Genomic DNA, 15,027 nt, shown 5'->3' with positions numbered 1-15,027 from the left:
CTTAGACCCCTTTCTCACTGTCTATAAGATGATAGAACGTTAACCCAATACTTCCATAGTCACCCTTTTTAGCTCGTTCCAATTTACCGATTTTCTGAGGGAGGACAACATCCGTACTATGTTCACAAATGATTGTGCCTTGTGCGGCAATGAGTTTCTTACTTTCAATAAAAGTGAGCAATTCTTCTAGCTTTTGCTTCCGATATGGCGGGTCTAGAAAAATATAGTCAAATTGTAAATTTCTTTTCATAATTGCTTTAAGTGCACGTTCTGCATTATTCCGAAATACTTCACATCTTTCTTCCATATTGCAAAGCGCTATATTATGATGGATCGTTTGTATTGCATTAGAGTCCCTATCTACAAAAATTACACGGTCCAATCCCCTACTCAGCGCTTCAATTCCAAGACCACCACTTCCAGCAAATAAATCAAGACCTATTCCACTAGAAAAGTATGGTCCAATTACGTTAAATATCGTTTCCTTTACTTTATCAGTAGTTGGTCTAGTTTCATTTCCACGAACGGCTTTTAATGGCCGACCTTTACACGTACCTGAAATCACTCTCATATCTTCACCAATTTGTATTAGATTTTTCCTTTACATCCTATCACAATTCAAATTAGCATTCCAATCAAAATGAATATTCCCTCTAACCAAAAAGAGTATAAAAATTACTATTAAGGCGATAATGACCATAACAGCATCATGTGATGTTGTTGCCAACCGCGGAGAAGACTTACGTTCCCCTTAAGTTCTTCCTCCGGTTTCTCCTCTCCCTTTACCTTCTATCCGTTTTTTACGGAAATAGAAGGACCCTGCATGAAGATGCAGGGTTTTTTTAAATTTGGCTACATAGAAATAGTCTGTAACAACGAGTTATCCCCATCCTATGTGCATTTTTTGTGTTGATGTTTGTTAACGCTCATTGTCCCATCTGCTACATTGTTGATTGCATAGAAAGGGCGAGACTCTAAACAAGATAAGCGTAGGCTCCTTACGTATCGAAATACCGTCCTACAGGATGTTATTCCCTTGACGACGCTCCAATTTCGTCCTTTTACTTATCATCGAAAAGAAAATGACAGGAAATTTGCTAGTCGCATCTAAACAAAACATACAATTTAACAGTAATTATATTTTTAATTAAGCACGATTTTTGTTTCATTCTCAGTTATTTTTACATTTAAAAGCGTATCAACTATATTCATTTGAATATAAGCATGCCCATCGATGTCAACGATAGGCGCATGAGACATGCCGTATTTTTGATTATTTAGTTCAAATATCCGTTTATTTGGATAAAATCGATATTTAATTGCACCCTTTTCCGCTTTAACTACACCTTTATCAGCTAAACTTACTTCATATTGCAATGCCTCTAATAAAGGAACAAACTCAATCATCATAATTCCTTTTTCGTGAACGATTTTTACATCATCAACTTTACTGCCTTTAATATTTAGTTCTCTTGCATCCAAAAGTAACATAGGTAGTAACTTCTCTTTCGTCGACGCATTATCCTTAAAAAAAGATGACTTGAAACCAGTAACTTCTTCTAATAATCCATCCAGCTTTTTTAGATTAATATTGCGCTGATGTAAATCAAATACTTTTTCTTTCCAACTGTTTAGCTCGTCGCTAGTTAGCTTGTCTTTCATTTCTTTATATATTTTTATAGATTTCGAATCACCTATTGGTTTATTAAGTATAATTGACGAAATGATATCAGTAATCCTTATCGAATCAGTAGGATTGTTAAAGACAGAATAGATAAATGCAATTGTTATTTTTTCTTTTATTTCTTGTGGTTGTCTTTTAGTACTTAAAATGAGAAAATTTTGTTTCTCTACTTCTTCGTGTAGATTTGATAACACTATATGAATGGCTTTTCCTTGATTAGGTAGTTTTTCTTTTGTTTCAAATAAATCATGACGTATTTTTGAATTAGAATAGACAATGAAGTTCTTATTCACTTCATTTCGATGAAGTGGCTCAGCTTGCCAATATAACACTGGCTCATTTCCTTCATTTTCAATTACATAGTAATCTACCAAATCCAATTTTCTTTTATTTGCAATTTCAGAGGTACTGATCCAATTTCCATTTCTCCAAATAGAATCACTTAATTGAACTTTTGTTGAGCCCACCTCAATTTCCTGAAGTTTTATACTATAATTTTCTAAGAGGAGACTTTTAACGTCTTTATTCGAAGGCAAGTCATACAGAAACATGACATGACCATCTTGTAAAACAACTTGATTTGATGTTTGAATATGACATTCTACCTCATTATTAGTGCATCTAATATTGTTTGCTTCTGTAGGAACCTTTATTGTATATTGTTTGCCTTTTACCCCTGTTATCGTTTGTTCCACTTTGAAACTGTTATCCGTATGCTTAATATTAATCGTTTGTTCTATATGTTGGTTGACTCCCACAGTTTTTGATGAGTATCCAACCCACTGGTAAAATAACAAGCCTCCGATAAGACTAATAAAAATAATTAAAACAAAAATGACTCTTTTCAATGTTATGACTCCTAGTATGTATCATAATGATAAAAAGGCTACCTTATTAACTTATTGGCAGCCTTTACAAATATTTAAATTCCTAGCCGATAATCATATTCCTTTGCTTTATCTGGTTTTGCATTTTCGAACTCGGTTTTTAAAAATGGCTTATAAGACAGTTCTACTTTTTTTACAAATGGCATTGAAGATAATTTTTCGGATAGTGCAACAGCTTCATCTTGTGCACAATAAAGGACTACGTATTTCATTCGTTTGGATATATAATGTATATTTCCAAATCTTCTAAGTGCCTTTGCATTTTTTAAACTAAATAGCCAAACAATCAATCCTTGTCTTCCACTAAGCATACTCTTTCCCCTTTATACCTTCCTTCATTATGCTGAACAACCGCAGGCTCCTCCGCTCCCGCATCCGCCGCTACACGAAGATCCTGAATCAAAAAACGGGTTCCCAGTTGGCACTTTAATATGTTCAGATACCGATCTTCCAATGATAAGGCTAATTTCATCCAATAACGACTGCAACTCATTTTCAGCTCTTCGAAAATTCGCTACATTTTCATCTAGATCCATTTCTCTTTTTCTTTCTCGCGTTTTAATCATTATTTCCTTATAGTCAGGATGATAACGACCAAATCTTTGGACATCGGTATATAATTCCTTCATCTTGTTAAACTCAACGATTTTCTTTTTTGTATCGTTGTCGTTCTTTAATTTATGATAAAAAAACCTGTACTTGTCAGCAATTTCTGAAGCAATTACAAGCTCTGCGATCAACTCTGCTTTTTCAATTATTTCGACACTTTCGATTGTAGCAAGCATTAGCCCACCTCCAATCGTTATTTTATCATGTTTTTAGGTTCAGTGCGACTTGTATTAATTGATTTTAACCATAAACTGGCGATTTATACCGAAGGACTGGCTATTAGGCTTAACAACATCTATTTTTAACCTATGGGTTCCTGGACTTAAATTTTTAATGATAAATGCAGGAGTAGTAAATTCTCCATGCCTTAGGCCATCGACATAAACTATTATTTTTCCATAATTATGATCGATATTATTAACGAAGGAAACCCCTGAAACAATGCATTCAATTTTAACATTACGCCCATCAACAATATGGCGTACATCCATTAATTGTGGACTTTTATTAATATGATCGGATGCCTTTGCAACATAAGACTCCGGCTCAGGTAGTTTTTGTCTACATCCAGTAATAAGAAAAAAAAGAAATAAGCAAACCATCATTTTTTTCAACGTAATCACTCCTCTTCCTTAGTTTTCACTAAAGAATGAGGTTCATACGAAAAAGATTTAGTTTGCTTTTAGTGACTGTAACATACCCATCATCATTGAAGCCATTTGCAGTCCATTTGAAAATTTTTCTACTTGATGAGGAATGGTCCGTTTAAAATAATGCAATGAGGCAATTTCAAATTGTTGCAACGATTCTGGTTCCCTTGACAATTTTCGATACCAATATGGTTGTTCCCGAATAAATTGTCTCAACTCATTTTTCGAATGGATATATTGTAAGACTTCTTGTCTCAACACCTATCAACTCCTTTATATTTTATACAAATGCATTAGTCTTTTTTAAATGCAAATGGATTATTGTTGGCGGGTGGTTGATTTATGGTAGGTGGATTATTTGTTTGAAATTGATTGATTACACCTTGAATTGCGCCAATTGCTTGACTCAATTGGTTGATATGATGCTGCACTTGATTGGCATCCATATTTTTTATAATTCCAGTGATTTGATTCATCCAGTTTTTTTGTTCCGGTTCAGGTTCATTATTACTGACGGCCTGTTCGGTATTATTATCCTCAAACTGAGCCCATTTTGGATCATCTGCTCCAAGTAAAAACCAATCTTCATATAATTCCTGCCATGTATTTTCTTTTTTCCTGACTGACTGTAAAAGTTTGGGATGCTCTTTAACAAAAGACTTAAATTGTTCCACGGACGGATGTAGACTTTTACTCGCCATGTATGTCACCTCATCTATTTCATTTATCCTTATATGCAGAGTATGGATAAATGGTGATAATGGTGATTATCTCCATAAGAAAAAGACCTAATAAAGGTCTTAAGGTTACTTAATTTGGATAAAATTTTGTGTGTAAATTTTCTGATATACTCCAACACCTAGTTTTGAATAATTTCCATCTAATAATGCTTTTCGATGTCTTTCAGAATTTAACCATCCTTCTACCGCTGCCGGACCATCGATATATTCCGAAGCGATATTTTCGGCTGCTGACTGGTATTCTATATGATATGCTTCCAATCTATCAGCAAGTGTTCCAAATGTAGGAGAATCATGCGAAAAATAATCATTATCAAACATGTCTTTACTATGTTCATACGCAACTTGTGATACTTGGTCGTCCCATTTCAGCTCATCCAGGCCAAAACGATTTCGTATCACGTTCGTAATATCAAAGATTTGCTGTTCACTACCTTTTTCTATCTCTTTCCATTGAACTTCATTAATTTCTGATGGAGTAATTAAGTCTCCTCGATAGGCTAATTCATACGGGCTTTGAGTTATCAATGTTTTCTTATCAAAAAATCGAATACTTGAAAGAGTTCCTGTATATTTATCGATAGACAACTGCGCGAAAATATCACCTAATTGTACGAGTGGGCGAACATTTAAATCTTCTTCTGAAAGTTCAAATCGATACGTACTTTTATCTTCAGTTACCATTATTTCTGTTTCTAGATAGGTAGTACGATAGATGTCTTCGATTGTCTCTCCGATTAAGTAAGGAGCCACATTTAATTGATTTCCTATTGCATATATCGTAACGATTGAACCTTTTTGAACACCCGCCTGCATATAGGTTCCAGTAAAATTTTTATAGATCCACCATTCATATCCATAAGCAGATGGATCTTTTCTTTGAGGCTCACCGTAATCATCAATTAGTTTCTTTGCAGACTTTCCAATATATGCAGATAAGCCTTCTTTCGGACGATTCGTATCATCCGTTTTTTCATCATCAATAAAATGATCGATTTTGGGAGGAGTAGCATTATTGTAATCTTTTAAAGGTTCATTCGTTCCAGAATCTGAATAAAAATAAATCATTATAAAAAAAATAATTGCAGATATAACCATTGCACGAAATAATGTTCGCAGCACACTCCCTCCTTTCGTAACATCTTGGATGGTCAATTGTGGTGATACTGTATGCTATAACTACTTTCCATCATTATAACATTTAATCATTCATGTTCCACATTCAAAATATAAAAAACCCTGAAAATTCAGGGTTCAACAGTTAATGATATGCTTGATTTTCATCAGGTTCGGATATTTCGGATAAGGCTACTTTTGCTTGGTTATCCGTTAAATCCCTCACAGCAAAATCTGCCAATGCGACAATGCCTACTAATTTTCCATTTTCAACTACCGGCAATCGACGAATTTGCTCTTTAGCCATAATACCAGCCGCTTCTTGAGTTGTTGTATCCGGGGTTATTGTCACTAAATGACTGCTCATGATTTCTTCTACTTTGGAAGAAGGAGGATTTTTTTCCGCAATACAACGAAGAACAATATCTCTATCTGTAATAACGCCTACAAGTTTATCATTATTAACAATAGGTATTACACCGACATCGTCTTCTTTCATTTTGACGGCTACTTCGTATACGTTGTCATTTAAAGAACATGTTTGAACATCCTTAGTCATGATATCACGAATTTGTGTCATTTTTTTAAAATCCTCCTATAACATTTTTAATTTTTCTAGGTGCTCGCACCATTTGTATATTCACCAAATGAAGAAAAATCTATACATCTGCTACATTTTTATATTAAAAATTACATAAATATTAACCTGCATTCAAAAACTCCATTTCGTTGCAACATCACTCAATTTCGACTATTATTAGACGTGAGGATTTAATTATAAATAGTGAAAACTGTCGTTCATCGACTATAATAAAGTTGGAGGTAATCAATATGAAGTTTGAAAATACTGGTATTGAAACATTAACAGTAGATTTAAATCGCTTGGATGAAGTAATGGAACATAACGGAATGGTCAGAGCTGGCCAATGGGATTACGAAAGGGTTACATACGATCATAAATTCGAAATAAAAGAGGGCACGTTCTATTTGCGTATTCAAGGGTTTGCAACAGAAGGAGATGTAGGTTCGTACGATGCCTTTATCCAACTTCTAACACCAATCCTAGGTAAGCATTACTATCCACATGGTGTTGAATATGGAGAAGATGAATTTTTTCCAGAGCACCTTGTAAAACAATGCAACAAAATGCTATCAGCCATCTATGAAGAAGCAAAAGTATTTGCAGACTAATTAATTTCGAGGGTAGGAGGACACGAATTTGATATTCGTGTTCTTTTTTATTTATATTATTTTCCATTTATGCATTTACCACTTATAATGTATAAAAGTACCTTTTTATGGAAAGGGGATTCATTTTGTCTGGAATATCAAAAAAAGTTTTTCTTATCGCCATTTTACTTTTTCTTTTAATAGCTTTGTTTTTTTATTATATATTGCCTATTTCCATTCCCCTCATTATCGCAGTTATCACTGCATTGATGTTAGAACCCGCCGTTAAATTTGTTCAATCCAAATTTAAACTTAAACGACAATTTTCCATCATTATAGTATTTACCATTTTTACACTTATATTGGCATTTGCAATATTCTTTATCGTAACAAAAGCAATCTCACAAGGTATTAAATTAGTAGAGGATGCTCCAGGCTATATTCATGAGTTGACAGTCATGTGGAATCATTACGAGGAATATTTCAGTAATGCTGCACAGGATTTTCCCGATGAAATTGTAACAGCCATTACGGAAGAAGTGAATAACTTTTTAGAATCGTTTATGTTGAGCCTAAAAAAGTACGTTAAGATTGAAAATATAAGCGCGTTTTTGTCCTATATTCCGAATTATTTAGTAAGCTTTCTAGTATATTTAATCGCGTTATTCATGTTTATGATAGATCTTCCTAAACTTAGGGCAGGTATATACAAATACATGACTGATAAAACATCTGAAAAGGTTAAATTTATGTCTTCGCGCCTCTCTTCAGTTATTTTTGGATTTTTTAAAGCGCAGTTTCTAGTTAGCTTAATCATTATGCTTGCTGCTTTTATTGGACTAATTATTATTGCCCCAAAGGTAGCAGTTATTATGACTCTAGTTATTTGGATCATTGATTTAATCCCTATTATTGGATCTATCGTCATATTAGCTCCCTGGTCGTTATATCATTTTTTCACTGGCAATATTGCCCTAGGAACAAAACTAGCTATTTTAGCCGTCATATTACTCGTAATCAGAAGAACAGTAGAACCGAAAGTGATGGGACAACATATGGGACTTTCACCACTCGCAACATTAATTTCTATGTTCCTTGGTTTGAAATTGCTAGGTATATTAGGATTGATAATAGGTCCTACTTTACTCATTGTATTTAAATCCGCAAAGGAAGCGGGATTAATAAAACTGAATTTCAAAATTTAAGTTGCTGTGAAATTTCTATGTTAATCTTTATTTTAAACCTCTCTTTCTGTATAAAGACAAATTTAAAAGGACGCTCGTAAGCGTCCCTTTTATCTTTTATAATCCTAATATCGCTTTAATAAGGGAAGTTGTGTTTCCACCTTTATAAATAACGTAAAGCAATAAATAAACAATCACACCTGTAATACCCGTTCCAAACCAAACAATACTCGTAACAGGTCCAAGTTTTTTGTGGAATGAAAGTTTATTTTTATAACCAGTAACTAAAGAAATAATACCTAATACCGCACCAACAGTAGCCAATGTAACATGAAATATTAAAAATACTGTATAAAATACTTTATACTCATCTGGTCCTCCAAATGAAGTATTACCAACAAAAATCGTTCTGCTAGAATAGATAATAAAAAATACTAAAGCAAATATCCCAGCAATCGTCATTACTTTTCGATGCCCATCAATATCTCGTTTTCTTATTTTTCCCCAACCTATCGCTACAAGTATCGCACTAATGACGATACATGCAGTACTAATTGTCGGTAATATTGGAACCATCATATTTTAAAATCAATCCCCTAATATATTATGTATTTGCTATCAATATTTAGATAGCAGTGCTTATTCCACTGGATGAGGTCCATTTTGAAGCAAAGCAGCCTCATTAATTTTCTCAGCATCCTCTTGTTCCTTTTTAAACCATTCAAAAAATATTTTTATTAGCATAAATCCTAAAACAATTTCCTGAATAATCTTCATAAGAACTCCACCAAGCTGTTGATCCTCTTTTGCAGGCATATTTGTAAATAGTTCTGGACCGCTTATCGATAACCCTGATAATGTACTTCCCGGAACACAAAGAGCCATTGCCTTTAACCACATTTCACCATCGGTATAAGTTGTATACATTGCTGCAGGTGCGAAAATGATAAGTCCACATGCAGGCGTTAACAATACCCCATCACCAATGATATATCCAAGTTTCTTAAGACCGTGAAGCTGATGATGACCTGGTAATTTATTTATTAATGGCCACCATAAGAAAATGGCAAATATAAATAAAATGATCGTGTAAATAGCATGTAACAAGATATTCATTTTCACTGCATCCATAATAATAGGAATATGGTAAACAGAAAACAATCCATTAAATACTACTAACGCGATTAGAGGCTTGGTAAAGAATTTAAAAACCTTTTTAATAAAAGGCAAATCAATAATTCTTTCCCATAACCAATTAGGAACGCTTGCAATGAAAATAGGCGGGATAATTAAATAAAGAAATGCCATCTGTACCATATGAAAAGTGAACATAATATGAGCCATCAAGTCGATTGGCGATCCCTTTGTTGTATAGAGAAGAACCATCGCTAATATAAATAATACAGCTTGGCTTGTTTTAAGTGGTTCACTATCTTTAAATTGGTGACGCTTCTTTACAGTTATAAAAAAGTATCCTGCCGTTATAAGCAAAATGAATAGAATAAAATAAGGACTCCATAGTGCCCGGAATCCAAAAATACTTAAAGGCATACCACTTTCACCTCGTTAATTGGATTAAAACCCATTTACATTATACCTTTTTTATATCCCCCACTTCAACGCAGCCAATTGACAAGTTCATGAACAATATAGATAGAAATGCAGAAGCGCCTGTTTATCGACGTACAAACTTCAGGGTCTCTGACTGAGATAAAGGAAACACGATGAGCCAGCGGCGAATCGATGTTGACTTATCATAATGAAAAGGACAGAAATGTTTATAGTTGACAGTTACATACGTTAGACGAAAACTACCGATTTAAATATATCGATTACTCTTCCATTAATCATTTCCTAAAGCAATCAAAAAACCAGCCAAAAAAATATTGGCTGGCTCTTTAATGATTAAATCCAAACAATCGTTAGGAAGCACAAAAGTGTTGCAAAACCAACTATGGCTCCTCCGTAAATAAATAACTGTGGTGCCTCATGTCCTTTATTACTCATATGCATGAAATAATAAAGTTGAAAAATCACCTGAACGATGGCGAGTAATAAAATAAATGGAATGACAAACCATTTATCAAAACCGGCCAAAACCGATCCAAACGCTACTAGTGTCAAGAATATGGAGATTGCAAAAGAAATAACTTGGTGACGCATTTCCTCTGCGTTTCTTCTCCGACGATATTCAAAATCTACTCTGGCATTACCAGAATTAATTTGTTGGTTTTCCATCTTTTATCACACCATCCCCATTAAATATACGACAGTGAAAATAAATACCCATACAACGTCGATAAAGTGCCAATAAAGGCTCGCGAGATAGAACTTAGGTGCATTATATAAGCTTAATCCTCTTTTCGAATTTCGCAACATTAGAGAAAGGATCCAACCAAGTCCGAAAACTACGTGCCCACCGTGAAATCCAACAAGTGTATAAAACGCCGAGCTGAATGCACTATGAGTGTAACCAAATCCTAGCCCATGAGTATAGTGATAAAATTCGTATATTTCAAATCCGAGGAAAGTCAAACCTAAAAGAACTGTAATAAACAACCAAGCCTGCATTTTCTTGAAGTGATAATTCTTCATATGATAAATCGCATATACACTTGTAATCGAGCTTGTAAGAAGTACCATTGTCATAATAAAAGCTAATGGCAATTCAAATAAATCAGTTGAAATGAGATCGCCCTTTTTTGGAACTTTATCCTTTAATGCTAAATACGTTGCAAAGAGGGATGCGAATAATACAGTTTCTCCCCCTAGGAAGAACCAAAAACCCAAAAATTTGTTTTTACCTTCTAATGTTGCTTTTTCGGGTGCCTCAGGCCATGTTTTTGGTGTAAATTGTTCTTCAACATGCATTATGCCCTTACCCCCTTATCTTTATCATCCGTTAATTCCGATTTTGGAATATGGAAACCATGATCATCTTTAAGAGATCTTAATAACATAGATCCGAATGCAATGACGAGACCAATAATTAACACTGCAAGACCCCATGGTTGCTCCGTTCTATAAATACTGCCAAATGCGGCAATAAATAACCCTAACGAAATAAATACAGGAAGAATGGAACCGTTTGGCATATGAATATCCCCTACTGGCTCAGCAGGTGTAATCCCTTTTCTGCCTTCCATCTTTTCAATCCAATATGTGTCAATACCACGAACGAATGGTAGTTGTTTGAAGTTATAGAATGGAGGTGGTGATGGTAGTGCCCATTCTAAAGTTCTTCCATCTCCCCAAGGATCATTACCAACTTTAACATTCTTTACAGAAGTAATGATTATATTGATTAAGAGAACAATAACACCTAGTCCCATTAACAATGCACCAACAGAACTAATAAAGTTCCCTGTATTTAATCCTTGACCGTCTAGATAAGTAGCAATACGACGTGGCATACCCATTAACCCTAAGAAGTGTTGAATAAAGAACGTTAAATGGAAGCCCACGACGAATAATACAAATGTAATCTTTCCAAGCGTCTCATTAAGCATTGTACCAAATGCTTTTGGCCAATAGAAATGAGTAGCCGCTAATATAGCTAACACAACTCCCCCAACAATTACATAGTGGAAGTGAGCAACAACGAAATATGTATCATGGAATTGATAGTCAGCAGGTGCCGTAGCAACCATGATACCTGTAACTCCACCCATTACGAACGATGGAATAAATGCAGCAGCATAAAGCATAGGAGTAGTAAATTTAATATTTCCACCCCACATTGTAAACAACCAGTTAAAGATCTTAATACCGGTTGGTACACCGATAGCAAATGATGCTACCGCAAAAATGGCGTTTGCAATATTACCTAGACCTACTGTAAACATATGGTGAGCCCATACCATGAATCCCAGGAAACCAATTAAGACAGTTGCGAATACCATTGAGGAGTATCCGAACAATCTTTTTCTTGAAAAAGTAGAGAAAATCTCAGAAAACAATCCAAATGCTGGAAGTATTAGAATATATACTTCAGGGTGACCAAAAATCCAGAAGAAGTGCTCCCAAATAATTGTGTTTCCACCCATTGCCACATTAAAGAAATTCGCACCAAACATTCTATCGAATGTAAGAAGGAATAAACCAACTGTTAGTGGCGGGAAAGCAAAAAGAATTAGTGCTGAAGCTACAAAAGTAGTCCAAGTGAACATTGGCATACGCATGTAAGTCATACCAGGCGCACGCATGTTAATAATTGTAACTAGGAAGTTAATACCTCCCATTAACGTTCCAAAACCAGATATTTGCAGCCCTAATGCATAAAAATCAATCCCATGAGTTTGGGAATTAAGTGATAATGATGCATATGATGTCCAACCAGCGTCAGGTGCTCCTCCTAAGAACCAAGAAAGGTTTAAAAGTAATCCTCCAAAGAAAAATAACCAAAAACCTAATGAGTTCAAGAAAGGGAACGCAACATCCCTAGCGCCTATTTGCAACGGCATTACCAAGTTCATAAAACCAATAAGTATTGGCATTGCAGCAAGGAAAATCATTGTTACACCATGCATAGTAAGCATTTCGTTAAATAATCCAGCACTAACAAAGCCACTGTCTGGAACAAACAATTGAATACGAATAACCAACGCTTCGAGTCCGCCAAGTAAGAAGAAGAACCCACCTGCTGCAAGGTATAATATTGCAATCTTCTTATGGTCCACAGTTGTCATAAAGTCCCATACTGTAGCACCGAAACCTCTTTTTTGAGCAATACTACTCACATTTAAACCTCCTTCATTTCGGAGCTAATTATTTATTTTGTACTTTAAGCTCCATCAAGTATGCTGCAAGAGCATTTAAGTCATCATCACTGATCTGATCTTTTGTGAATACAGGCATTTTGTTACCTGGTTTAATTTTATCAGATTCTCTAATCCATCTTTTAAGTTCTTCTTCATTATGATCTAAGATACCAGCGATTTTTTCCCTCTCGGCAAAGTTTGCAAGATTTGGTGCAGTTCTTCCCGCGGCTGGTGCTTCATTACTTGGATCAATTGCGTGACATAGAAGACAGCTGTTGTTGAAAATTTCTTCACCTTTACTAGCTACTTCAGTTGTAGGTGTAGGTGCTTTAGCATCTTTCATGTCTGCTACCCATTGATCAAATTCATTTTTCGGCAATGCCTTTACTTTGAAATCCATGTATGCATGGGAAGGTCCACAAAGCTCAGCACATTTACCATAAAAAATTTCTCCAGCTTTAGTCGCTTTATCTTGATCTACTGATAGAAAGAATTTATTAATGTTGTCAGGATTTGTATCAAGTTTTCCACCTAGTGGAGGAATCCAGAATGAGTGCTTAATATCTGCAGAAGTCAAATTAAAATAAACTTTTTCTCCTGTAGGGATAACAAGATCTTGGCTTGTTACTATTCCTAAATTAGGATATTCAAATTCCCACCAATACAGATGAGCACGTACATTCACAATTAAAGATGTCGGATTGCCATCCTCGTCTTTCTCATCCATTGCAGATACATCACCTTGACTGAATGTAACAGCAACAGTAGGAACTGCAAGTATTAGTAGTAAAATGATAGGAATAATAGTCCAAACAATTTCTAGTGTATGACTACCTTCAACTTGCTTAGGAATTTTATGTTCATTCTCTTTTGTGCGGCGAAAGCGAACGATAACAATAATGAAAATAGCGAACACTACAACAATAACTAAAGTCATAATTCCTAAGCTGAACATTATGAGATCGTATTGCTGTTTCGCAACTTCACCTGCTGGTTTTAGTGCAGACAGGTAAGGCTTGCCGCAACCAGAAAGAACAAGCGCTAATATCGCAAAAACTGACAAAAGACGCCCTTTTTGCAGCCATTGTTTCATAGTTAAATTAAACCCCTCTTTCATAAAATGTCTTCATGGTCATAGGACCATGTCTTCAATATATGGATTTCTATTAAAGAAAGAATTCCCCTTTAAAAAACCGATAATATTACCATTGCCGTAAACAGAATCGTCAAATAGTTTATCGAATATACAAACATGCCAGTAGCCCATTTTTTATCATCTCTATTTTTATACCCATTAATCCCAATTACAAGCCATCCAATATTAAGGACAGTTGCTAGAATGATAAAAGGTATTCCCAAAGAGTGCATGAAAAAAGGAATCGGTATTAACATAGCCACCCAGATTAGGATATGCCTTTTTGTAGTCGCAAATCCTTTAACAACTGGAAGCATTGGAATAGAAGCAGCCCTGTATTCATCTACTCTTCTCATCGCCAAAGCATAAAAATGCGGTGGCTGCCATACAAACATGATTAGAAAAAGCATCCATGCCATCGGTGGTAATGAAGGATCAACTGCTGCCCACCCAATTAAAGGAGGAACTGCTCCAGATATGCTGCCAATGACTGTGTTACTTACATACAATCTCTTTGACCATAGACTATACAGAACAACATAGCTAAACACGCCAATAATACCGATGATGCCTGTCGTAATATTTGTCATAAATAGCATGATTAAGCCAATACCTACAAAAGTAAAACCAATCGTCAAAACTTTTGAACCACTAATTTTTCCAGTTACTGTTGGGCGGTTTTGCGTACGTTTCATAATCGGATCTATGTCCCGATCTATGTAATTATTTAAAGCACATGAGCCGGCAATAATAAGTGAAGAGCCTAGCAATGTAAATATAACAATATCAATTGACTGAAGGAAATGATTCCCAGTAAATAAAAATGCAAGCCACAAACCAGTAAAAGTAGTAATTAAATTAGAATTGACAATTCCAATTTTAATAAGTGCAGTAAAATCTTTCAAGCCAATTTTTGGAGGGCTTGATGTTTCATCCAATGATGCTAGAATACGACTGTTTCCCATTCTTCTTCCTCCTTTCCTTAAAATAATTGTTCATACATAACTATAATGCATTTTTCATTTCTTTTCTCATTTTTCAAAGAAATTTCAGTATTTGTTCACTAATTAAATGTATGTATGATGTCTTAAG

The 15,027-nt window shown here is 34.9% G+C and carries 18 protein-coding genes; 2 read left to right on the top strand and 16 right to left on the bottom strand.

Annotation, left to right across the window (positions count from 1 at the left end):
- Position 1: 1 nt before the first annotated feature.
- The 9 genes from rsmD to KHA93_RS04090 form a co-directional block, all read right to left on the bottom strand.
- The gene (gene rsmD, locus KHA93_RS04130) at positions 2 to 571 is read right to left on the bottom strand and encodes a 16S rRNA (guanine(966)-N(2))-methyltransferase RsmD (protein WP_213109563.1); all 570 of its coding nucleotides are present in this window, start codon (positions 569 to 571) and stop codon (positions 2 to 4) included.
- Positions 572 to 1,143: 572 nt separating this feature from the next.
- Positions 1,144 to 2,532: a stalk domain-containing protein gene (locus KHA93_RS04125; protein ID WP_213109562.1), complete on the bottom strand. Its 1,389-nt coding sequence runs from the start codon at positions 2,530 to 2,532 to the stop codon at positions 1,144 to 1,146.
- Between the two features lie 74 nt (positions 2,533 to 2,606).
- On the bottom strand, positions 2,607 to 2,882 hold the full coding sequence (locus tag KHA93_RS04120; RefSeq protein ID WP_213109561.1) for a YlbG family protein: 276 nt from the start codon (positions 2,880 to 2,882) through the stop codon (positions 2,607 to 2,609).
- Between the two features lie 27 nt (positions 2,883 to 2,909).
- Positions 2,910 to 3,356, bottom strand: coding sequence for a YlbF/YmcA family competence regulator (locus tag KHA93_RS04115; RefSeq protein WP_213109560.1), 447 nt, complete (start codon positions 3,354 to 3,356; stop codon positions 2,910 to 2,912).
- 54 nt (positions 3,357 to 3,410) lie between these two features.
- Positions 3,411 to 3,794 (bottom strand): hypothetical protein, encoded by a 384-nt coding sequence (locus tag KHA93_RS04110; RefSeq protein WP_213109559.1) that lies wholly within the window; start codon positions 3,792 to 3,794, stop codon positions 3,411 to 3,413.
- Positions 3,795 to 3,851: 57 nt separating this feature from the next.
- The gene (locus tag KHA93_RS04105; RefSeq protein ID WP_213109558.1) at positions 3,852 to 4,088 is read right to left on the bottom strand and encodes a YlbE-like family protein; all 237 of its coding nucleotides are present in this window, start codon (positions 4,086 to 4,088) and stop codon (positions 3,852 to 3,854) included.
- Positions 4,089 to 4,123: 35 nt separating this feature from the next.
- Positions 4,124 to 4,531 carry a YlbD family protein gene (locus KHA93_RS04100; protein ID WP_213109557.1) on the bottom strand — a complete coding sequence of 136 codons (408 nt, stop codon included), beginning with the start codon at positions 4,529 to 4,531 and terminating at the stop codon, positions 4,124 to 4,126.
- A 105-nt stretch (positions 4,532 to 4,636) separates the two neighbouring features.
- Positions 4,637 to 5,692: a CAP domain-containing protein gene (locus KHA93_RS04095; protein ID WP_349772256.1), complete on the bottom strand. Its 1,056-nt coding sequence runs from the start codon at positions 5,690 to 5,692 to the stop codon at positions 4,637 to 4,639.
- A 139-nt stretch (positions 5,693 to 5,831) separates the two neighbouring features.
- On the bottom strand, positions 5,832 to 6,266 hold the full coding sequence (locus KHA93_RS04090) for a CBS domain-containing protein (RefSeq protein WP_213109556.1): 435 nt from the start codon (positions 6,264 to 6,266) through the stop codon (positions 5,832 to 5,834).
- 251 nt (positions 6,267 to 6,517) lie between these two features.
- Here KHA93_RS04090 and KHA93_RS04085 point away from each other — a divergent pair, with 251 nt between their 5' ends.
- Entirely contained in the window at positions 6,518 to 6,877 is a 360-nt protein-coding gene (locus tag KHA93_RS04085) for a YugN family protein (protein WP_213109555.1), read from the top strand.
- Positions 6,878 to 7,002: 125 nt separating this feature from the next.
- Positions 7,003 to 8,061: a sporulation integral membrane protein YtvI gene (gene ytvI, locus KHA93_RS04080; RefSeq protein WP_233711039.1), complete on the top strand. Its 1,059-nt coding sequence runs from the start codon at positions 7,003 to 7,005 to the stop codon at positions 8,059 to 8,061.
- Between the two features lie 96 nt (positions 8,062 to 8,157).
- Here the strand turns inward: ytvI and KHA93_RS04075 are convergent, their stop codons facing one another.
- From KHA93_RS04075 to cyoE, 7 genes are all read right to left on the bottom strand, one after another.
- Positions 8,158 to 8,619 (bottom strand): DUF420 domain-containing protein, encoded by a 462-nt coding sequence (locus KHA93_RS04075; protein ID WP_213109553.1) that lies wholly within the window; start codon positions 8,617 to 8,619, stop codon positions 8,158 to 8,160.
- A gap of 60 nt (positions 8,620 to 8,679) precedes the next feature.
- On the bottom strand, positions 8,680 to 9,591 hold the full coding sequence (gene ctaG, locus KHA93_RS04070; RefSeq protein ID WP_213109552.1) for a cytochrome c oxidase assembly factor CtaG: 912 nt from the start codon (positions 9,589 to 9,591) through the stop codon (positions 8,680 to 8,682).
- 354 nt (positions 9,592 to 9,945) lie between these two features.
- On the bottom strand, positions 9,946 to 10,278 hold the full coding sequence (gene ctaF, locus KHA93_RS04065; protein WP_213109551.1) for a cytochrome c oxidase subunit IVB: 333 nt from the start codon (positions 10,276 to 10,278) through the stop codon (positions 9,946 to 9,948).
- A gap of 6 nt (positions 10,279 to 10,284) precedes the next feature.
- Positions 10,285 to 10,911: a cytochrome (ubi)quinol oxidase subunit III gene (locus tag KHA93_RS04060; protein ID WP_213109550.1), complete on the bottom strand. Its 627-nt coding sequence runs from the start codon at positions 10,909 to 10,911 to the stop codon at positions 10,285 to 10,287.
- Positions 10,911 to 12,779, bottom strand: coding sequence for a cytochrome c oxidase subunit I (locus KHA93_RS04055; RefSeq protein ID WP_213109549.1), 1,869 nt, complete (start codon positions 12,777 to 12,779; stop codon positions 10,911 to 10,913). The genes KHA93_RS04060 and KHA93_RS04055 overlap by 1 nt, the downstream gene beginning before the upstream one ends.
- Positions 12,780 to 12,807: 28 nt before the next feature.
- Positions 12,808 to 13,893, bottom strand: a complete 1,086-nt coding sequence (gene coxB, locus KHA93_RS04050) for a cytochrome c oxidase subunit II (RefSeq protein ID WP_213112765.1) — start codon at positions 13,891 to 13,893, stop codon at positions 12,808 to 12,810.
- Positions 13,894 to 13,985: 92 nt separating this feature from the next.
- Positions 13,986 to 14,900, bottom strand: a complete 915-nt coding sequence (cyoE, locus tag KHA93_RS04045; protein ID WP_213109548.1) for a heme o synthase — start codon at positions 14,898 to 14,900, stop codon at positions 13,986 to 13,988.
- Positions 14,901 to 15,027 lie beyond the last annotated feature (127 nt).

The sequence above is a fragment of the Lederbergia citrisecunda genome, assembly GCF_018343695.1.
GTDB classification, from domain to species: domain Bacteria; phylum Bacillota; class Bacilli; order Bacillales; family Bacillaceae_C; genus Lederbergia; species Lederbergia citrisecunda.
This window is presented reverse-complemented; position numbering and strand designations above follow the sequence as displayed.

Excerpts from the sequence above, each read along its gene's own strand:
- rsmD (WP_213109563.1), bottom strand. The coding sequence starts at position 571 with ATGAGAGTGATTTCAGGTACGTGTAAAGGTCGGCCATTAAAAGCCGTT.
- KHA93_RS04120 (WP_213109561.1), bottom strand. The coding sequence starts at position 2,882 with ATGCTTAGTGGAAGACAAGGATTGATTGTTTGGCTATTTAGTTTAAAA.
- KHA93_RS04115 (WP_213109560.1), bottom strand. The coding sequence starts at position 3,356 with ATGCTTGCTACAATCGAAAGTGTCGAAATAATTGAAAAAGCAGAGTTG.
- KHA93_RS04100 (WP_213109557.1), bottom strand. The coding sequence starts at position 4,531 with ATGGCGAGTAAAAGTCTACATCCGTCCGTGGAACAATTTAAGTCTTTT.
- KHA93_RS04090 (WP_213109556.1), bottom strand. The coding sequence starts at position 6,266 with ATGACACAAATTCGTGATATCATGACTAAGGATGTTCAAACATGTTCT.
- KHA93_RS04085 (WP_213109555.1), top strand. The coding sequence starts at position 6,518 with ATGAAGTTTGAAAATACTGGTATTGAAACATTAACAGTAGATTTAAAT.
- KHA93_RS04075 (WP_213109553.1), bottom strand. The coding sequence starts at position 8,619 with ATGATGGTTCCAATATTACCGACAATTAGTACTGCATGTATCGTCATT.
- ctaG (WP_213109552.1), bottom strand. The coding sequence starts at position 9,591 with ATGCCTTTAAGTATTTTTGGATTCCGGGCACTATGGAGTCCTTATTTT.
- ctaF (WP_213109551.1), bottom strand. The coding sequence starts at position 10,278 with ATGGAAAACCAACAAATTAATTCTGGTAATGCCAGAGTAGATTTTGAA.
- KHA93_RS04060 (WP_213109550.1), bottom strand. The coding sequence starts at position 10,911 with ATGCATGTTGAAGAACAATTTACACCAAAAACATGGCCTGAGGCACCC.
- coxB (WP_213112765.1), bottom strand. The coding sequence starts at position 13,893 with ATGAAACAATGGCTGCAAAAAGGGCGTCTTTTGTCAGTTTTTGCGATA.
- cyoE (WP_213109548.1), bottom strand. The coding sequence starts at position 14,900 with ATGGGAAACAGTCGTATTCTAGCATCATTGGATGAAACATCAAGCCCT.